General features: G+C 70.8%; 20 protein-coding genes. 13 read left to right on the top strand and 7 right to left on the bottom strand.

The annotated features are described in order from the left end of the window. Nucleotides 1-7: 7 nt before the first annotated feature. From ACYVAG_RS01560 to ACYVAG_RS01525, 8 genes are all read left to right on the top strand, one after another. Complete coding sequence (locus tag ACYVAG_RS01560) at nt 8-214, top strand: hypothetical protein (protein ID WP_460765554.1); 207 nt, start codon at nt 8-10, stop codon at nt 212-214. Further along, nucleotides 157-1,308: a phage portal protein gene (locus ACYVAG_RS01555; protein WP_460765552.1), complete on the top strand. Its 1,152-nt coding sequence runs from the start codon at nt 157-159 to the stop codon at nt 1,306-1,308. The genes ACYVAG_RS01560 and ACYVAG_RS01555 overlap by 58 nt, the downstream gene beginning before the upstream one ends. Beyond that, nucleotides 1,301-1,837: a hypothetical protein gene (locus tag ACYVAG_RS01550; protein WP_460765550.1), complete on the top strand. Its 537-nt coding sequence runs from the start codon at nt 1,301-1,303 to the stop codon at nt 1,835-1,837. The genes ACYVAG_RS01555 and ACYVAG_RS01550 overlap by 8 nt, the downstream gene beginning before the upstream one ends. 2 nt (nt 1,838-1,839) lie before the next feature. Then, nucleotides 1,840-2,367 carry a hypothetical protein gene (locus tag ACYVAG_RS01545; protein ID WP_460765548.1) on the top strand — a complete coding sequence of 176 codons (528 nt, stop codon included), beginning with the start codon at nt 1,840-1,842 and terminating at the stop codon, nt 2,365-2,367. Nucleotides 2,368-2,642: 275 nt separating this feature from the next. Continuing rightward, complete coding sequence (locus ACYVAG_RS01540) at nt 2,643-3,515, top strand: phage major capsid protein (RefSeq protein WP_460765546.1); 873 nt, start codon at nt 2,643-2,645, stop codon at nt 3,513-3,515. Beyond that, nucleotides 3,515-3,832 (top strand): hypothetical protein, encoded by a 318-nt coding sequence (locus ACYVAG_RS01535; RefSeq protein WP_460765544.1) that lies wholly within the window; start codon nt 3,515-3,517, stop codon nt 3,830-3,832. Before ACYVAG_RS01540 ends, ACYVAG_RS01535 begins: the two co-directional genes overlap by 1 nt. Then, the gene (locus tag ACYVAG_RS01530; RefSeq protein ID WP_460765542.1) at nt 3,829-4,215 is read left to right on the top strand and encodes a DUF6093 family protein; all 387 of its coding nucleotides are present in this window, start codon (nt 3,829-3,831) and stop codon (nt 4,213-4,215) included. The genes ACYVAG_RS01535 and ACYVAG_RS01530 overlap by 4 nt, the downstream gene beginning before the upstream one ends. Before the next feature lie 548 nt (nt 4,216-4,763). Continuing rightward, nucleotides 4,764-5,243 carry a hemerythrin domain-containing protein gene (locus ACYVAG_RS01525; protein WP_460765540.1) on the top strand — a complete coding sequence of 160 codons (480 nt, stop codon included), beginning with the start codon at nt 4,764-4,766 and terminating at the stop codon, nt 5,241-5,243. 12 nt (nt 5,244-5,255) lie between these two features. Here the strand turns inward: ACYVAG_RS01525 and map are convergent, their stop codons facing one another. Continuing rightward, a complete protein-coding gene (gene map / locus ACYVAG_RS01520) occupies nt 5,256-6,104 on the bottom strand; it encodes a type I methionyl aminopeptidase (protein ID WP_460765538.1) in 849 nt (282 codons plus the stop codon). 65 nt (nt 6,105-6,169) lie between these two features. On the opposite strand from map, the gene ACYVAG_RS01515 reads away from it, so the two are divergent. After that, the gene (locus ACYVAG_RS01515) at nt 6,170-6,385 is read left to right on the top strand and encodes an SPOR domain-containing protein (protein ID WP_460765536.1); all 216 of its coding nucleotides are present in this window, start codon (nt 6,170-6,172) and stop codon (nt 6,383-6,385) included. 23 nt (nt 6,386-6,408) lie between these two features. On the opposite strand, the gene ACYVAG_RS01510 is transcribed toward ACYVAG_RS01515, so the two are convergent. Further along, a complete protein-coding gene (locus ACYVAG_RS01510) occupies nt 6,409-7,275 on the bottom strand; it encodes a DUF2510 domain-containing protein (RefSeq protein ID WP_460765534.1) in 867 nt (288 codons plus the stop codon). 125 nt (nt 7,276-7,400) lie between these two features. On the opposite strand from ACYVAG_RS01510, the gene ACYVAG_RS01505 reads away from it, so the two are divergent. Beyond that, a complete protein-coding gene (locus tag ACYVAG_RS01505) occupies nt 7,401-8,735 on the top strand; it encodes a glutamine synthetase family protein (RefSeq protein ID WP_460765533.1) in 1,335 nt (444 codons plus the stop codon). A gap of 151 nt (nt 8,736-8,886) precedes the next feature. Here ACYVAG_RS01505 and ACYVAG_RS01500 read toward each other — a convergent pair whose 3' ends face one another. Next, nucleotides 8,887-9,690: a sterol carrier family protein gene (locus tag ACYVAG_RS01500; protein WP_460765531.1), complete on the bottom strand. Its 804-nt coding sequence runs from the start codon at nt 9,688-9,690 to the stop codon at nt 8,887-8,889. 91 nt (nt 9,691-9,781) lie between these two features. Here ACYVAG_RS01500 and ACYVAG_RS01495 point away from each other — a divergent pair, with 91 nt between their 5' ends. The 3 genes from ACYVAG_RS01495 (at nt 9,782) to ACYVAG_RS01485 (ending at nt 15,928) form a co-directional block, all read left to right on the top strand. Then, nucleotides 9,782-12,715 carry a bifunctional [glutamine synthetase] adenylyltransferase/[glutamine synthetase]-adenylyl-L-tyrosine phosphorylase gene (locus ACYVAG_RS01495; RefSeq protein ID WP_460765529.1) on the top strand — a complete coding sequence of 978 codons (2,934 nt, stop codon included), beginning with the start codon at nt 9,782-9,784 and terminating at the stop codon, nt 12,713-12,715. 50 nt (nt 12,716-12,765) lie between these two features. Beyond that, complete coding sequence (locus ACYVAG_RS01490; protein ID WP_460765527.1) at nt 12,766-14,211, top strand: hypothetical protein; 1,446 nt, start codon at nt 12,766-12,768, stop codon at nt 14,209-14,211. Between the two features lie 220 nt (nt 14,212-14,431). Further along, on the top strand, nt 14,432-15,928 hold the full coding sequence (locus ACYVAG_RS01485; RefSeq protein ID WP_460765525.1) for an aminotransferase class III-fold pyridoxal phosphate-dependent enzyme: 1,497 nt from the start codon (nt 14,432-14,434) through the stop codon (nt 15,926-15,928). Between the two features lie 9 nt (nt 15,929-15,937). Here ACYVAG_RS01485 and ACYVAG_RS01480 read toward each other — a convergent pair whose 3' ends face one another. The 4 genes from ACYVAG_RS01480 to ACYVAG_RS01465 all read right to left on the bottom strand — a co-directional run bounded on the left by ACYVAG_RS01480 (nt 15,938) and on the right by ACYVAG_RS01465 (nt 18,829). Continuing rightward, nucleotides 15,938-17,029, bottom strand: coding sequence for a pyridoxal-phosphate-dependent aminotransferase family protein (locus ACYVAG_RS01480; RefSeq protein WP_460765523.1), 1,092 nt, complete (start codon nt 17,027-17,029; stop codon nt 15,938-15,940). Nucleotides 17,030-17,058: 29 nt separating this feature from the next. Beyond that, entirely contained in the window at nt 17,059-18,120 is a 1,062-nt protein-coding gene (locus ACYVAG_RS01475) for a GNAT family N-acetyltransferase (protein WP_460765521.1), read from the bottom strand. Between the two features lie 78 nt (nt 18,121-18,198). Further along, nucleotides 18,199-18,474: a DUF1540 domain-containing protein gene (locus ACYVAG_RS01470; protein WP_460765519.1), complete on the bottom strand. Its 276-nt coding sequence runs from the start codon at nt 18,472-18,474 to the stop codon at nt 18,199-18,201. A gap of 103 nt (nt 18,475-18,577) precedes the next feature. Then, nucleotides 18,578-18,829: a hypothetical protein gene (locus ACYVAG_RS01465; protein WP_460765517.1), complete on the bottom strand. Its 252-nt coding sequence runs from the start codon at nt 18,827-18,829 to the stop codon at nt 18,578-18,580. Nucleotides 18,830-18,861 lie beyond the last annotated feature (32 nt).

The raw sequence follows: 18,861 nt of genomic DNA, 5'->3' as shown, positions 1-18,861 counted from the left end.
GACACCCATGCCCACCGACCTGTTGACCACCATGCTTCAGCGACTCGACGAACCCCAGGCCGAGCTCGGCCGCCTCGACCAGTACTACGCCGGCAAGCAGCCGCTGGCCTACCTCTCCCGGAGGCTCGCAAGGCCCTCGGTGACCGGCTGGCCACGATGTCGAGCAACGTCTGCCGTCTCGCGGTCGTCTCGCTGGCCGAGCGCCTGCGGGTGACCGGATTCCGCCACGACGACGCCTCACGACTGTGGGAGGCGTGGACGCGCAACGACCTCGACCAGACCTCCGCCGTGGCCCACCGCGAAGCGCTCGCCCTCGGGAAGGCCTTCGTGATCGTGTGGGCCGACCCCCGCGGCCGCGCCCGCGTCACCGTGGAATCGGCCCGGCAGATGGCCGCACTCCAGGACCCCGGCAGCCGCGCCGTCGTCGCCGCGGTGAAGCGCTGGGAGACCGACTCCACGACCGAGGCCGTGCTGTACGAGCCCGACCAGATCACCCGCTACCGCGCCGAGCGCGTGGGCGCGATGGCGGGATTCAAGACGGTCGAACGGATCCCCAACCCGCTCGGTGAAGTGCCCGTGACCGTGCTCCGCAATGGTGACCGCCTGCTCGATGACGGCGTGTCCGAGATGGCCGACCTGCTCCCGCTGGTCGACGGACTCAACAAGACCCTGGCCGACATGCTGGTCGGCTCGGAGTACTACGCCCGGCCGCGCCGCTGGGCCACCGGGATCGAGCTCCAGGCCGACGCCGCGGGCAACGTCACCGACCCGTTCCCCGAGGGAACCAAGATGATGATCTCGGAGGCGCCCGAATCGAAGTTCGGCAGCCTGCCGGCCGCGGACCTCGGATCGTACGAGAGCGCCGTGCGCGTCCTGACCTCGCAGCTCATGGCCGTGTCGGCGCTTCCCGAGCACTACCTCGGGGTGATGACGAACCAGCCGGCGTCCGCGGACGCTCTGCGGGCCGCTGAGGCGTCGCTGACCTCGCGGGCCGAAGCACGGCAGGCCGTGTTCGGTCGTGCGTGGGAGCGCGTCGCACGCCAGATCCTCGCCGTGGAGACGGGCGCCGACCCCGGTCTCGAGCAGGTGTCAGTCACGTGGGCCGACCCCGCTACGCGGTCGGTCGCGCAAGAAGCCGATGCCGTGGTGAAGCTGTTCAGCTCCGGCCTGCTGCCGGCGTCCTACGCGCTCGCCCGCCTCGGGTACACGGCCGACCAGATCGACGAGATCCGCGCCGCCCGCCGCGCCGAGGCCCTCGACGGCATCGCGACCACGCTGCCCGCTCTGATCGGTGCCAGCGATGGCTGACCCGATCACCCGCTACCAGGACGGTCTCGTCGCGATCACCGACGAGGCCGAGGCCGATATCGCCCGATGGGCCGACCAGGTCGCTGACGGCACGATCACCGAAGCCGAGTACGAACGCCTTGTTCGCCAGCTCAGCGAACGAGCAGCCGCCCGGGCCGCCAGTTGGGCAGAGCTGTGCGCGGCCGCCACGGTCACCCGTCACACACGAACGGACGCGCTGCCCCTCGGGAACCGGCCGAACCTGCCGACGGTCGCCACCAAGGCCACCACCGACCTCGACCAGATGGCCGCCCGCCTCCGCCGAACCGTCTACGACACCGCCTCGCAGACCTGGACGAAACAGGTCTTCGCCCGGCGCTCGGGGGTCCGCTACTGGACCCGCCGCGCTGAGGGTTCCACCAAGTGCCCGGTCTGCACCGGGCTCGCCAACGGCCATGTCCTGCGGGCCGACACACCCATGAAGCGCCACGCGGGATGCCGCTGTGTTCAGGCGCCCGCCAGCAAACCCAACACCCACACCGAGGAGTAGCCATGCCCGAGACCAACGACGCGACCACCGACCGCCAGCCGCCCGTAGAAGAAGTTCGTGACGCCGCGAAGAAGGTTCCCGATGCCGGGAAGGGGGTGCGGAATCCGCACACCCCTGACGATGGGGTACGCCAGACATACCCCATCGCGAAGGGTGTCGGCACTCCCGACACCCCCGACGATCTTGGGGTCAACCCCGAAAACCCCGAGACCTTTCCCCGCGACTACGTGGAGAAGCTGCGCAAGGAGGCGGCCGACCACCGGGCGAAGGCGAAGGATCGTGACGACCTCGCCCGCGAGCTGTTCCACTCCCGCGTGTCCGCGCTGGGCCGTCTGGCCGACCCCGACGACCTGCCCTACGACGAAAAGCTGCTCAGCGATCTGCCGGCGCTGGAGGCCGCCGTCGACGACCTGCTCTCCCGCAAGCCCCACCTGGCCTCCCGCACGCCCCGAGGCGACATCGGTCAAGGCGCGTCAGCCCCATCTGAGAACGTGGACCTGGCGGCGCTGCTCCGCGCCGGCGCGAACTAGGAGGAGGAAACATGGCTGATCAGCCTGACAAGAACGAGGCGAAGCCGCCAAAGGAGGTACTCGAAGCCATGCTGAGAATCCTGGAGAAGGAGAAGGCTGGCCCGAATCCGACCTGCCCGACGTGCGGGCAGAGACTACCCGAAGGAAAAGGGTAGCCCTACCCCGTAGGGGTATGTCAGAATGGAGGGGCAGGGACTGATTCCCTGCCCCTTCGTTGTGGTCCTGGCGGCCAGCGAATCCCTTAGAGATTCCCTTTCACACAGAAAGTTGCCGCCATGGCCGTTTCCACCGTCACCGCCCCCGAGCTGACCGCCGAGCAGGTCTCCAAGATCCTCGTGCAACCGCTCACCGCCCAGTCCGTCTTCCTTGCCGCCGGCCCCCGCATCTTCGACACCGCCGGCCCGCTTCGCCTGCCGAAGAACGGCGGCCCGATCGCCGACCCCGGCTGGACCGGGGAGAACGAGGCCATCCCTGAGCGCGACGCCGACTTCGACGAGCTCAAGCTTCTGCCGTCGACGATGAAGTCGGTGAAGGTCATCACCCGCTACTCCAACGAGATGGCCCGCCAGTCCGTCGTGGCGCTCGACCAGGCCCTCAAGGACCGCCTCGTCAGCGACGTGGCCGCGAAGCTCGACACCCAATTCCTCAGCGCCTCCGGCGACGGCGTGACGACCCCGAAGGGACTGTTCGCGTACTCCGGGATCCAGACCTTGGCCGTGGGCGGCGCGCTGACGCTGGACCATCTGCTGACCGCGTGGGGCATGGCCCTGGCCGCCAACGTGAACATGGGCGCCCTGAAGTGGGTCATGCAGCCCGGCGACTTCGTGTCGCTCCGCAAGGTCAAGGACACCTCGGGCCAGTACCTCATGCAGCCCGACCCGACCGCGGACGGGGTGTTCCGTCTGTGGGGTGCCCCCGTCATCGTGACCGGCCGCGTGCCGAACACGACCGGCGGCACGGTGACCGGACGGGCCGCGCTGGTGGACTTCTCGCAGATCGCCGTGGCCCGCGACCTCGCCCCGTCGGTGAAGATCCTCACCGAGCGCTACGCCGACTACGACCAGCAGGCCCTGCGCGTCGTCGCCCGCTACGACGCCGCGCCGATGAACCCCGAGGCCGTCGTCGCCCTCACCGGGATCACCCGCTGATGAAGCTCACCCCCGCCGACGTGGCGAAGTTCTGCGACCAGGAGCACGACGACACGTTCGCGCTCCTGGTCGCCGAGCACCTGCCCGTCGTGGAGGCCTTCGTCAAGGCGTACACCCGCGGGAATGGCTTCACCACCGACGGCTACGCCGACGACATCGGCGCGGTGATCCTCACCTGTACCGCCCGACTGTCGAGCAACCCGATGCAGAACAAGCGCGAAGAGATCGGGGACTACTCGGTCACCCCCACGCCGTTCGTCGGGTTCTCGCTGGCTGAGTCGTACGTCCTGAACCAGTACCGGAGGCGGACGGCATGAGGGTCCAGCTCGGTCCGATCCGCAGACGGGTCCGCGGCGTGATGACGGCCCGATGCCGGGTCGTCACGCTGGGGGGATGGGTCTACGACCCGGCCACCGGACAGGAGGTCCAGGCCGAGACCGAGCTGTACGCCGGCCCCTGCTGGATGCGCCCTGCCGATCGGGACGAGAAGGTCATCCGCACCGGGGGGCAGTCGCTCGAGCTCACTCAGTTCGAGGTCTGGCTCACGCCTGACGCGCCGCCGATGCCCAAGGATGCCGCGCTCTACTTCACCGGGTCGCTCGGTGACCCCGCGCTGATCGGCGTACGCATGACCGTCACCAGCGCGGCCCTAGACGACTGGCAGGTGGCGCGACGCCTCATCTGCCAGCGAGCGGAGTGAACGGGGTCGGTGATCGCCATGATTCCCCCGAAGGTGGAGAGCGTTCCCTTCTGTCGCGCATAGACCCACCTGCTCCGTGCAGAACCCCCGACGTGTCTTGGATCTCCGCGCCGGGGGTTCTGCCTGTCGGTGGCAGGTGTAACACCTCGTTACACCTCACCCGAGCACGCGGGGGTGACAGGAGGTCTTTTCCTGCGATCGCAGGGAATGCTCACTCGCGCCCGCGCACGCGGGGTTGGTCGTTCCGACTTCGGAATTTCCGAAGTCGCCTCCAGCTCGCGCCCGCGCACGCGGGGGTGACAGGGGTGCGCGATTTTGCGCACCTGCTGATCGGTGAGTCAGTCCGCAAAAAGTCCGCAAGAAGTCCGCAAGAGGATGATTTCGGCCCAATGTGGCTGCGACTAGCCGCAACGCATCACCCCTAGTCAGGGCCACGTTTCGCAAGGAATCGCAACCAGCACAAAGAACCGGCCACACAACCCGGCTTATCGGGCGCCTCGTCCCCACACCCGAGAATAAACCGGCGAAATCCGTGTAAAATCTGGGTCATGTGCGAATACTGCGGGTGCCACCAGAACGACAACATCGCCCAGCTCATGGACGAGCACGACCGTCTGATGGTGATCGGCGACACCGTACGCAGGGCCCTCGCCGACGACGACCTCGCCGGGGCGCAGGCCGCGATGGCCGAGTTCCGGCCGCTGCTGGCCGTGCACACGAAGGTGGAGGAGGCCGGCATCTTCGCCGTCATGCGGGAGGCAGGCGACTTCGTCGAGGTCATCGACGAGCTCGAGGAGGAACACCGCACGCTGGACGCCGACCTCGCGCGGCTCGACGACCCCGACGCGCTGCGCGCGGAGATCGACCGACTGCTGGCCGACCTCGAGCAGCACATCGAGAAGGAGAACCGCGGCATCTTCCCCTACGCGTACAGCGCCTTCGCGCCCGAGCAGTGGGGCGAGGTCGAGGCGGCCCACGAGGCCGACCACGCGCGCCGCCACGAACTGGGCATCGCGCACGAGCACTGAAGCGCGCTCACCTCACGGCAGCGTGAGGATCTCCTGGCCGTCCTCGGTGATGAGGATCGTGTGCTCGAACTGCGCGACCCGCGAGTGGTCCTTGGTCAGCACGGTCCAGTCGTCGTCCCACATGTACCAGTCGATGCCGCCGAGGGTGATCATGGGCTCGACGGTGAAGGTCATGCCGGGCTTGATCACGTCGTCGAACTGCGGCGCGTCGTAGTGGGGGATCACGAGCCCGGAGTGGAAGGCCGTGTGGACGCCGTGGCCGGTGTAGTCGCGCACGACGCCGTAGCCGAACCGCTTGCCGTAGGTCTCGATCACCCGGCCGATGACGTTCACCTGGCGCCCGGGCTTGGCCGCGCGGATGCCGCGCATCATCGCCTCGTGGGTGCGCTCGGTCAGCAGGCGGGACTCCTCGTCGACCTCGCCGCAGAAGAACGTGCCGCAGTTGTCGCCGTGGACCCCGCCGATGAAGGCGGTGATGTCGATCTTGACCAGGTCGCCGTCCTCGAGCGGCCTCCCGTCGGGGATGCCGTGACAGATGACCTCGTTGATCGACGTGCAGCACGACTTGGGGAAGCCGCGATAGCCGAGCGTGGAGGGGTAGGCCTTGTGGTCCAGCAGGAACTCGTGGACGACGGCGTCGATCTCGTCGGTGGTGACCCCGGGCGCGACGGCCCTGCCGGCCTCGACCAGCGCCTGCGCGGCGATCCTCCCGGCGATACGCATCTTCTCGATGACGTCGTCGGGCTGGATGAGCGGACCGGCGTACGGCGTGGGGCGGGGCCGCCCCACATACTCGGGACGCGCGATCGTCTTCGGGACCGGGCGCATCGGTGACACTGGGTGCTGCTGAATCGGACTCACCCACGCATCCTATGCTGGGCGGACATCCCCGCCCGACCAGCGGGGCGTACGCGAGGAGGACCCGCATGGCTGCCGAGAACGAGTACTACTACTGCATGGACCACAAGACCGTGGAGCCGTGGGACGGCTGCCGCAGCGGCAACCGCCTGGGCCCCTACAACTCGCGCGACGAGGCCCAGCAGGCCCTGTCGACCGTCGAGCAGCGCAACGAGCAGTGGGACAACGACCCGAAGTGGAACGACGACGCGGAGGAGCAGGGAGCCGACGAGCGTCGCCAGTGAGCTGAGCGAGGGACGAGTCGAAACTACCCCTGCTTGCTCAACGCCCCCGCGAACGCCAGCACCCGCGCGTCCGAGCCCGGCCCGTCCTGGGCGATCACGAACGGCATCGATTCCGCCGCGCCCGTGTCGCTGACCACGATCAGGATGGTGCGCATGACGCCGCCACCCCGAACACCCAGGTGGACCAGCAGGCCCGACGTCTCGCGCGATCCGGGAACGGTCGCGGGAACGACCGTCGCATCGCGGCGTTCCATCCCGCGATACTCGGGGAGCTGCTGAAGGCAGTCGGCCATGGTGCGCGCCGCCAGCACCGGCGCCGCGAATTCCTCGGTCTCGGCCCGGACGGCCCCCACCGCCGCCCACGCCACGGAATCCCCGCCGGGGGCGGCGCCCGCCATGTCGTTGCCGAACGGGAGGCGTGGGGGAGCCTGCTCGGTCCACCCGGCCGGAAGGGCGACCTGCAGCCCACCGCCGGTGATGCGACCCGGAACCTTCGGGTGGTTCTGGCGGTGGTCCGGGTCGCCGCTGCCGCAGACGGTGTCGCGGACCGTCGGGCCCGTCGTCGGCCGCTCGGCGGAGATGGTCGGGGCCGGGACCGGCCCGCCGGACCCGGTGGGCCCGAACGTCGGCGTACGCTCCGGCCGCGCCGCCCCCGTGCGGGTCGCGGGCCCCGTGCGGGTGGGGTTCGTGAGGGCGGGGAGCGCGATCACCATGACCACGACGAGGGCCAGCGCGGCTCCCGCCAGGAGCCACGGCGTACGCCTGCCGCGGGGCCGGTCGTCGCGCACCTGCGGCGACCAAGCGCTGCCGTCCCACCACCGCAGGCGGCCCGGGACGCCACCGGGATCGGCGTACCAGCCGGGCGGCGGCAGGGGGCTCGGGGTCGACACGCGGCCATCATAGGAGGCTGCTCGTCCGAAAGGAGGCTCCTCGTCTCGCTCCGCTCGCTCGGAGAACGGCACATCCGCGTGGACCTGTCACACGATCGTCACACCCACGCGGCAGACTAGGGCCCATGGACAAGCAGACCGAGTATGTGCTCCGGACGCTCGAGGAGCGCGACATCCGCTTCGTACGCCTGTGGTTCACCGACGTGCTCGGTTTCCTGAAGTCGGTCGCGCTGGCGCCGGCCGAGCTCGAGGGTGCGTTCGAGGAGGGCCTCGGTTTCGACGGCTCGGCGGTCGAGGGGTTCGCGCGCGTCTACGAGTCCGACATGGTCGCCCACCCCGACCCCTCGACGTTCCAGGTCCTGCCCTGGCGCGACGGCGGCTCGACGGCCCGCATGTTCTGCGACATCAAGCTTCCCGACGATTCCCCGTCGTACGCCGACCCGCGCTATGTCCTCAAGCGGGCGCTGAAGCGCGCCGGCGACATGGGGTTCACGTTCTACACCCACCCCGAGATCGAGTTCTTCCTGCTGGAGAAGGAGATCGTGCCCGGCCAGGAGCCCACGCCGATCGACCACTCGGGCTATTTCGACCACACGATCTCCAACCGTGGCAGCGATTTCCGGCGCTCGGCCATCACGATGCTCGAGCAGATGGGCATCTCGGTGGAGTTCTCCCACCACGAGGGCGCGCCGGGCCAGCAGGAGATCGACCTGCGGTATGCCGACGCCCTGTCGATGGCCGACAACATCATGACGTTCCGCGTCGTGGTGAAGGAGGTCGCGGAGGCCTCCGGCATCAGGGCGAGCTTCATGCCGAAGCCGTTCAGCGACCACCCGGGCTCCGGCATGCACACCCACATGTCGCTGTTCGCGGGCGACACGAACGCGTTCTATGACGCCACCGCCGAATATCACCTGTCGAAGACGGCCCGGCAGTTCATCGCCGGCGTCCTCCACCATGCCGAGGAGATCAGCGCCGTCACCAACCAGTGGGTGAACTCCTACAAGCGACTGGCCGGCGGCGGCGAAGCCCCGAACTACGTGTGCTGGGGCCGCAACAACCGCTCGGCGCTGGTGCGCGTGCCGATGTACAAGCCCCACAAGGGGTCCTCGGCCCGCATCGAGCTGCGCTCGATCGACTCCGCCGCCAACCCCTACCTCGCGTACGCCCTGATCCTCAACGCGGGCCTGGCCGGCATCGAGAACGACTACGAGCTGCCCGAGGAGGCCGAGGACGACGTCTGGTCGCTCACCGAGCGCGAGCGCCAGGCGCTGGGCCTGCGCCCGTTGCCCCGCAACCTCGACGAGGCCATCCGGGCGATGGAGAACAGCGAGCTGGTCATCGACACGCTGGGCCAGGAGGTCACCGACTTCTTCCTGCGCAACAAGCGGGCCGAGTTCGACGAATATCGCGCGCAGGTGACGCCGATGGAGCTCAAGCGCTATCTGCCGGTGCTGTAGGACCCTTCGACTCGGCCGCGGGCGGCCTCGCTCAGGGAACGTTGGCTGAGCGAGCGGAGCGAGTCGAAGCCTCAGCCCACGTTGGCTGAGCGAGCGGAGCGAGTCGAAGCCTCAGCCCACGTTGGCTGAGCGAGCGGAGCGAGTCGAAGCCTCAGCCCACGATCGGGAACCAGTCCGTCAGGTCGCTGCGCGTGCCCGACGCCGTGACCGCACCGCGAGCCACCTCGTCGCCGAACCTGCCCCGCCCGTGGGCCAGCCGCAGGAACGCCACGGGGTCGAACTCCACGACGTTGGGGGGCGTGCCGCGGGTGTGGGTGGGGTCGTCACCGGTGCCGCACTGGACGGCCGCGAAGGGCGGCACGCGCAGCTCGATCGAGCGGCCCGGGTGGCGGTGGGCGACGACCTCCGCCAGCGCCCGGACGGCGTCGGCCGTGGCCCCGCGGGCGCGCTCCATCGACCGGTCCGGCAGTGCCTCGGCGAGATCGTCGGCGATGATCAGGAGTTCGATGGCGGTGACGCGCACGAGGTCGACGGTGCGCAGCGGTTGGCTGCCGCACGAGACCACGCCGGGCACCGTGGGGTCGGCCATCAGGGACGCGATCTCGTCCACCTGCTGACGGAACTGGGTGGCCAGGGCGCGCCCCGAGTCGTGGGCCGCGAGCTCGCGCGCCAGCTGGAGCTTGCGATGGCGGGCGAGTCGGTCGCCGAGGAGGAAGTCGGCGATCGGCACCGGGCGAGCGCTCGTCCCGGTCGACAGGGCCTCGATCAGCTGGGCCTCGCCCACCACGAGCCACGCCACCAACGTCGCGACGTCACCGGCCTGGCCGTGGGGCGTCGGCCGACGGAAGTCTTCCTCGGAGAGGGTCGACAGGAGCTCGGCGACGTGGCGAGCCTGTTCGAGCAGGTTCGCCACGGCCTTCTTCTGGATCTGGGGACCCTGCACGATTACTGCCACCACTTCACGGTAGTCCGACCACATGTCAGGTCGGTGGCCTCAAGGCCAACTCCAACCTACATCTCGGCGGGGACCCGATAGCCTGTCCGAGGTGAGATCCCAGACGCTCGCCGGCCGCCTCGCGCGGCGCGGATTCTCCGATGCGACCGCCGCGGCGGCGACCATCGAACCGTGGATCGACGCCCTCGCCTCGGTCCGTGACGAGGACGATCCGCTCGAGCCCCTGGTGGCGGCGCTGGTCGCCAGCTCCGACCCGGACCTGGCCCTTTCGGGGCTGGGCCGCCTCGCCGAGAGCGCGCCGACCGTGTGGGAGCGGGTCGTCGGCGACGACGTCTGGCTCCGCCGCCTGACGGCCGTGCTCGGAGCGAGCATCGCGCTCCACCCCTTCCTGGCCAGTCATCCCGAGCACTCCGAGCGGCTGGCGATCGAGCCGGTGCGCGACGAGGCCGCGACGCTGCGCGCCCGACTGCTCGACGCCGTGGGCGCCGACCCCGCGCAGGAGCGCCCCCGCGGCTCCAAGGACGCCGGCGACGCGCTCAGGCTGGCGTACCGGGGTGAGGTGGTGCGGATCGCCGCCCGTGACCTGACCGCAGCCGATCCCGTCGCACTCATGGTTGACGTCGCCGCCGAGCTGTCCGACCTCGCCGACGCCGTCGTGGAGGCGGCGCTGGCGATCGCCCGGGACGAGGTCGGCGACGCCGCGGCCGAGACGCGTCTCGGCATCATCGCGATGGGCAAGTGTGGGGCCCAGGAGCTGAACTACGTCAGCGACGTCGACGTGATCTTCGTGACCGACGACGAGGCGTCGGTGTTCACCGCGACCCGCCTGGCCGCAGCCCTGACGCGCATCTGCTCGGCCCACTCCGCGGCCGGCACGATCTGGCAGCTCGACGCCGCACTGCGGCCGGAGGGCAAGGCCGGCCCACTGGTGCGCACGATGGCCGGCATGGAGGCCTACTACACGAAGTGGGCCAAGGCGTGGGAGTTCCAGGCCATGTTGAAGGCGCGGCCCATGGCCGGCGACCTCGCGCTCGGCCGGGCGTTCGTCGATCTCGTCGAGCCGCGCGTCTGGCGCGTGGCCGAGCGCGAGGGCTTCGTCACCGACGTCCAGGCCATGCGGCGGCGCGTGATCTCGCTGATCCCCGCCAAGGAGGTCGGCCGCGAACTCAAACTCGGCGAGGGCGGCCTGCGCGACGTCGAGTTCACGGTGCAGTTGCTGCAGCTGGTCCACGGGCGCACCGACCCCCGCGTACGCGGCCGCGCGACCCTGCCCGCCCTGCAGTCGTTGGTCGATCACGGGTATGTCGGCCGCGCCGACGGCGCCGAGCTGGCGGAGGCATACCGGGTCATCCGTGTGATGGAGCACCGCGCGCAGCTGTTCCGGCTCCGGCGCACCCACCTGCTGCCCGACGCCGACGACGACCTGCGGCGCATGGGCCGCTCCTTCGGGATCGGCGTGGTCGACGTGACCGCGAGCTGGAGGAAGCGGTCGCGGCGCGTCCTCGCGCTCCACCGGCGCATGTTCTATTCCCCCCTGCTCGAGACCGTCGCCCGCATCCCGTCGGGGGAGGTCGCCCTGACCACCGAGGCCGCCCAGGCGCGGCTGCAGGCGCTTGGCTATCTCGACCCGAAGGCCGCCCTGCGCCACATCCAGGCGCTGTCGCAGGGGGTCTCGCGGCAGGCCGAGATCCAGCGGCAGCTGCTGCCGGCGATGCTCGGCTGGTTCGCCGAGGCCCCGAACCCCGATCACGGACTGCTGGCGTTCCGACAGGTCTCGGAGGTGCTCGGCACCACCCCGTGGTATCTCCGGGCACTCCGCGACGAGGGCGCCATGGCGCAGCGGCTCGCCACCCTCCTGGCGTCGAGCCGCTACCTCGTCGAACTGCTGCGCCGCGATCCCACGGCCGTGCAGCTGCTGGCCGACCTCGACGACCTGCGGCCGCGTACGCGGGACCAGATCGCCGCGGGCATGCGCCAGGTGGCGGCCCGGAATGCGACCCCGGAACAGGCCATCGACGCCGTCCGCGCCATCCGCCGGCGCGAACTGTTCCGGATCGGCGTCGGAGACCTGCTGGAGGTCACCCCGCTCGACGCCGTCGGCCGCGGGCTGAGCGACTGCGCGGGCGCCACCATCGACGCGGCCCTCGCGATCGCTGCGCGCGAGGGCGACCCGGGCCCGGTGGCCGTGATCGCGATGGGGCGGTGGGGCGGGGCCGAGCTCGGCTACGGCTCGGACGCCGACGCGATGTTCGTGCTCGCTGACGAGGGCGAGGCCGCGTCGCGGGCGGGCACCGCCCTCGTGACGCGCCTGCGCGCGCTGCTGTCGCGCCCTGGCCCCGAGCCCCGGCTCGACATCGACGCCGACCTGCGCCCCGAGGGGAAGGGTGGGCCGATGATCCGGTCGCTGGCGTCGTACGCGCGCTACTACGACCGCTGGTCGGCGACGTGGGAGGCCCAGGCGCTGGTGCGGGCGGCCCATGGGGCGGGCGACCCGGACGTGTCCGGCCGACTCCTCGCCCGCGTCGATTCCGTGCGCTGGCCGGAGGGTGGCCTCACCGAGGCCCAGCGCACCGAGATCCGCCGGCTCAAGGCGCGCATGGAGGGTGAACGGCTCCCGCGCGGGGCCGACCCGAAGCGTCACCTCAAGCTGGGTCCCGGAGGGCTCTCCGACGTGGAGTGGACCATCCAGTTCCTCCAGCTCGAGCACGCCCACACCATCGATGCCCTGCGTACGCCGAGCACCATGGCCGCACTCGCCGCGCTGGAGGAGCACGAGCTCCTGACCTCCGACGAGACCACGGTCCTGCGCGACGCCTGGGAGATGGCCAGCCGGCTGCGCAACCGCATCATGTTGGTGCGGGGAAAGGCGTCGGACCAGCTGCCGTCCGACGCACGGGAACTCGGCGCCGTCGCCCAGCTGATGGGCCGCGGGCCGGGTGAGGGCTCCCATCTCGTGGCCGAATGGCAGCGGGCTGCGCGACAGGTGCGCGGGGTGATGGACGCGCACTTCTGGGGCGAGGACTGATCGCTCGGTGAGGCTGCCCGCGGAAATGTCCCACCCGCTAGCGTTGCCCCATGGACTCCAGCGGCGTGGTCATTCCCCTCAGCACTGACGGCAAGCGGTCGACGACCGAGTTCGGGCGGGCCGTCTTGGCCGACGCGCTCGGCGAGCTCGACCCGGTGGGCGGCCGTGCGGCGCTGCACGAGACCGACTGGCGCTCGGGCTATGCGACACACGCGCGGCGCCTCGTCGAGGCGGGGCTGGTGTCGGCCGACGCCGCGGTCGGCATCGCGCGGCGCGGGCTCGACTCGCTGCACGCGCGGATGGCGGTGGCGGCCGATCGGGCGGCGGGGGAGGCGGTCGACGTCCCCCTCTCCGACGTGTTCGCCCTCGCCCCGGCCAAGCCGCTGACCACGCGTACGGTCGTGGGTGAGGGCGCCCCGCCCGCCGCGTTCTCGCTGCCGTTCCGCGGCCGCCGGCTGGTCGACGGCGAGTTGTATGCCCAACTGGACCGCTGGGTCGCCGGCGGCATCATGGAGCCGTCCGCCGCCGCGGCCGTACGCGAGGTCGCGGCCCACCCCGAGTGGCTGGCCCTGCCCGGTCGCCGCGTCGTCGTGCTGGGCGCCGGGGCAGAGATGGGCCCGCTGACCGCGCTGCTCGACTGGGGTGCGGAGGTCATCGCCGTCGACCTCCCGCGCGCCGACATCTGGCGGCGGGTCGAGGCGACCGCCCGCGCGGGGGCCGGCACGCTGCACGTCCCCGAACACGACGGCGTGCCCGGCGCCGACCTGCTGCACGACCTGCCGGCGGTCGCCGCGTGGCTAGAGTCGTTCGACGGCCCGCTGGTGCTCGGCAACTACGTGTACGCCGACGGCGCCACCAACCTGCGGGTCTCGATGGCGGTCGACGCACTCGCGAGCCACCTCGCGGGCCGCCGCGACGACCTCGCGCTCGCGTTCCTGGCCACGCCGACCGACGTGTTCGGGGTGCCGCAGGAGGTCATCGACCAGTCGGTGGCGGCGTACGACTCCCGGACCTTCAAGCGCCTGCGCCCAGTGCTCAAGGGTGTCAGTGGTGGGCGGCTGCTGAAGCGGAACTATCGCCCCGGCGCGGAGCCCGGACTGAACGATTCCATGATCATCCAGCAGGGTCCGAACTACATCCTGGCCAAGCGACTGCAGCGCTGGCGTGCCACGATCGCGCGCCGGGACGGGCTGGAGGTGTCGATGAACGTGGCCCCGCCCACCCGCACGCGGTCGGTGATGAAGAACCGCGGGTTGGCGGCGGCGTACGCGGGGGCGCACCGCTTCGGCGTCGAGGTGTTCGCGCCGTCGACCTCCAACACGCTCATGGCGGGGCTGCTGGTCCACGACCTCGTCGCGGGGACCGGCGAGGTGCGCGAGCCGTGGCGCGAGGAGGCCGACAAGGCGGTCCACGGCGGCCTGTGGCGCGGGCCGTACGACCCGCGCTCGGCGCTGGGCATCGCGCTGGTCCTGGGATGGGGTTCGAGCCGGGCGTAGGGGCTTCGACTCCTGCGTCGCTCAGCCAGCGCTTCGACTCCTGCGTCGCTCAGCCAGCGCTTCGACTCCTGCGTCGCTCAGCCAGCGCTTCGACTCCTGCGTCCGTTTGTTACGGTCATGAAAAGTGTGGCGTGGGCAACGTAATTCGACGCGATCTCGCGTAATGTCGGATCAACGCGCAAGATTCTCGCCCGCGACGCGGATGATCCAAGGAGCCATTGTGACCACCCTGACGCTCGACACCACCCACGCCCTCGCGCCGCTGCGCGCCCACGCGGGCCGGCGTACGCACGGTCTCGACGACGTCACGATCGCCCGCTTCGTGCCGGACCACCCCGAGCTGGTGGAGGCCATCGAGGCGGCGGCGGAGGCGTACGCGGCCGCCCGCGAGGAGTTCGGGCCGCTGCTCGACCTCGACGAGCAGGCCCAGGTCGACGCGGTGCAGGCCGGCTATGTGAACTTCTATGCGGCCGACTCCGTGAAGCCCTACGTGGCGCTGGTCTCCCGCGGTCCGTGGATCATCACCCTGAAGGGTGCGGTCGTCTATGACGCCGGCGGCTACGGCATGGTCGGGTTCGGCCACGCGCCCAATGCGGTCCTGGAGGCCATGGCCAGGCCACAGGTGATGGCCAACGTGATGACGCCGAGCCTGTCGCAGCTGCGGTTCGAGCGCGCCCTGCGCGCCGAGATCGGACACACGATCGGCGGCTCCCCCTTCGAGCGGTTCTTCTGCCTGAACTCGGGTTCGGAGGCCGTCGGCCTCGCCGCGCGGATCGCAGACATCAACTGCAAGATCCAGACAGATCCGGGAGGCCGCCACGCGGGCAAGATGGTGAAGCGTGTCGTCGTCCGCGGCAGCTTCCACGGCCGCACCGAGCGGCCCGCGCTCTATTCCGACTCGAGCCGCGCGGCGTACGTCACGCACCTCGCGAGCTTTCGCGGGGAGGACTCGCTGATCGCCATCGAGGCGTACGACGTCGCGGCGCTCGAGCAGGTCTTCGCCGACGCCGCGCGCGAGGGGTGGTTCGTCGAGGCCGTCTTCCTCGAGCCCGTGATGGGCGAGGGCGACCCGGGCCGTCGACTGCCGGCGGACTTCTACGCCGCCGCGCGGCGCCTGACGCTCGAGCACGACTCGCTTCTGCTCGTCGACTCGATCCAGGCGGGGCTGCGGTGTGAGGGTGTGCTGTCGGTGGTCGACTATCCGGGCTTCGAGGGCCTCGATGCGCCCGACATGGAGACCTATTCGAAGGCGCTGAACGCGGCGCAATATCCGCTGTCGGTCCTCGCCGTCACCGAGCGCGCCGCCGCGCTCTATCGCACCGGCGTCTACGGCAACACCATGACCACCAACCCGCGCGCGCTCGATGTGGCGACCGCGGTGCTCGGGCTGGTGACGCCGGAGGTGCGCACGAACATCCGGCGTCGCGGGCGCGAGGCGGTCGCGAAGCTCCAGGCCCTGGCCGATGAGCTCGACGGGCCGATAACGAAGGTCCAGGGCACCGGCCTGCTGTTCTCCTGCGAGCTGGCGCCGGCGTACCGCTGCTATGGCGCCGACTCGACCGAGGAGTGGCTCCGCGTCCACGGCATGAACGTGATCCACGGCGGCGAGAACTCGCTGAGGTTCACGCCCCACTTCGAGCTGACCGACGACGAGGTCGACCTGATCGTCGACATGGTCGGGCGGGCGCTGCGTGAAGGACCCCGCGTCAGCGCCTGAGCCTCCGCGTCAGCGGTCGAGGACCCGCTTGAGCGCCGCGAGGACCAGGAGTGCGCGCTCGGGGCGGGCGTTGTGTCCCATGAGGCCGATGCGCCACACGGACGCGGCGTACGCCCCGGCGCCCGCGCCGATCTCGATGTCCATCTCGTTGAGCAGGCGGGCGCGGATCTCGGCCGAGTCGACGTGCTCCGGCACCTTCACCGACGTCAGTTCAGGCAGGCGCGAGCCCTCCTCGGCGAACAGCTCGAGGCCCATCTCCTGCAGGCCGTCCTGGAGGATGCGTCCCGCCTCGGCGTGACGCGCCCAGACGTTCTCGAGGCCTTCGTCGAGGATGCGGCCCAGCGCCGCGTGGAGGCTCGCGACCATGCCGGTCGGCGCCGTGTGGTGATAGGTGCGCCCGCCCCCGGTGCCGGTCGGGTCGAGATAGCCGCCGAGCAGACCGAGGTCGAGATACCACGACCGCGGGTTCTCGATGCGGGCCGCGAACGCGCGGTCGTTGATGGTGAACGGGGCAAGGCCGGGCGCGACGCCCAGACACTTCTGCGTCCCCGCGTACGCGAGGTCGACGCCCCACGCGTCGGCCTTCAGCTCGATGCCGCCGATGGAGGTCACGGTGTCGGCGAGCAGGAGGGCGTCGCCCTTGCCCGCGCCGAGCTCCGCGAGGTCGGAGCGGACGCCGGTGGAGGTCTCGGCATGGACCGCGCCGATGAGCTTCGGCGACGGGTGGGCGGCCAGCACGCGCTCGGCGTCGACCGGCGTACCCCAGGTGTGCTCGACGGCAACGACCTCGGCGCCGCAGCGGCGCGCGACCTCGCACATGCGCTGGCCGAACAGGCCGTTGACCGCGATGACGACGACGTCGCCCTCGGCGACGGTGTTGACGAACGCGGCCTCCATGCCGGCCGACCCCGTCGCCGAGAGGGGGAGCGTACGCGCGTTGTCGGTCCCGAAGACCTTCCGCAGGCCGTCGCACGTCTCGTCCATGAGCGTGAGGAACGCCGGGTCGAGGTGGCCGAGCAGCGGCAGCCCGAGGGCGGCGGTGGCCTCCGGGTAGGGGTTGGAGGGGCCGGGGCCGAAGAGCTGGCGGTCGACGATCTGCATGTCTGCACCGTAGTGCAGGCGCGTGGACCTCAGGAGGTGAAGTCCTCCTTGGGGTCCAGCGATGCCTCTCCCGCGCTCGCGTGCCACGACTCGGTGCGGTGATCGACCTCCCAGCCCAGCGAGCGATACAGCCCGTCGGCGCCCGTGGGGGAGTCGGCGTCCACCTCGAGGTCGACCCGTCCGCGGCCACGCTCGGCCGCGTCGGCGACCACCGCGTACAGCAGGGCCTTCGCGATGCCGCGGCCGCGGCCGGAGCGGTGGACGCCGATGTAGTCGACGTAGCTGCCCCACTTGCCGGACGCGTCCGGCGGGACCACCGTGGAGACGAGGGCGCCGCCGGGGAACCAGGTGCCGTCGTCGTCGAACTCGGCCAGCCACCAGTGGTCCCAGCGGTGACCCGCGTCCTCGCGCATGCGGGTCACGAACTCGGGGAACGATTCCCGGTAGGAGTTGAAGTGGTCGGCGAACGACTCCTCCAACATGCGGTGGACGGTCTGCAGGTCGGTGGCCTCAGGGGTGCCGTCGGCGTGCTTGCGGACCTGGCGCAGGCGTACGCCGTCGCGCGGCTTCGGCAGGGACTCGGCCTCGTCGGGGGTGACGGGGCGCTCCATCTCGAGCCAGGTGCGGGCCAGCGTGAAGCCGGCCGCGGTGAGCCAGGCGCGCTGGCGGGGGTCGTCGGCGAACGTCACGAAGTCGAGCGTGGTGCCGGACAGGCCGCGGTCGGCCGACAGGGCGAGGGCTGCCTGACGCACCCAGGCGAGCAGGGCCGGGGCGAGTGGGGCCGACCCGGGGACGGTGGGATCGACGATCATGTCGACGTTGGTCCGGCCGGCCGCGCGGTCGTGGGCCCAGGCCCAGGCGACGATCCGGTCCCCGTCGGTGACGACGAGTTGGCGTCGCGTCCAGGAGCCGGGGCCGGCCACCTGCGATGCGACGGTGCCGTGGTCGACGGCCGCGTGCTCACCGCGGATGCTGCGGCGATAGGCGCCCAGCAGGGCGATCACGGCGTCGACGTCGCCCAGTTCAGGGCGCCGCGCGACCCACGGCTCGGGGAGCTCGGGCAGGGTCTGGTGTGTCACGGGATCGGTCACGCCCAGCCATTATTCCGCACGCGGGCCCGCGCGGCCCGGACGTGAGACCGGACCGCGCGTACGCGGTGTGTGTTGGAGTCAGGCGCGGGCGTAGGTGAGGCAGGCGCCGTTGTCGCCGACCTGCACCGCCGGCGCCTGACACATCAGGTCGGAGTTGTGGGTGCACTCGAGGTGGGAGCACGTGCCGACGCGGCCGTCGGCGGTGGGGAGGCCGCCGCGCGCGTCCAACTCGACGAACGTGGTGCAGGAGGCCTGGCCGGAACCGGCGACCGAGATCGCCGGTGCGGTGCAGCCGCCCTCGTTGAACGAGCAGGCGGTGGTCTGACAGGACTCGATGGAGGTGAGGGTCGACATGAGGAGCTCCTTCAGGTGGGGCACTGCGTCTGACGTTTTCACAGTAGGCCGCGATCGCCCGCTTTTCTAGACTGGCAAGGCTTTCCTAAGGATCTGCGCGCTATTAACGTGACCCTTTCGTGTCGTATCCCGATGTACTTTTCGGCCTGATGTCGGCGGCCGCGACGATGGCCGAGTGGAGCCCGCCGTCGACCCAGGCGACGTGGGCGGCCCAGAGGTCGCCGACCCGGATCCAGTCGACCAGCAGGCCCGGGTGCCACGTGCTGTCCACCCGCACCTCGACGTGGTGGGTCGCGGGAGTGCGGGCCACGCGCTGGCCGAGGGAGCCGAAGTCGGAGCGGATGCGGGAGGACATGGGCTGACCGTAGCGGGGGAGGCCGACAGAAC

It is taken from the genome of Mariniluteicoccus flavus, from assembly GCF_054776655.1.
This window is presented reverse-complemented; position numbering and strand designations above follow the sequence as displayed.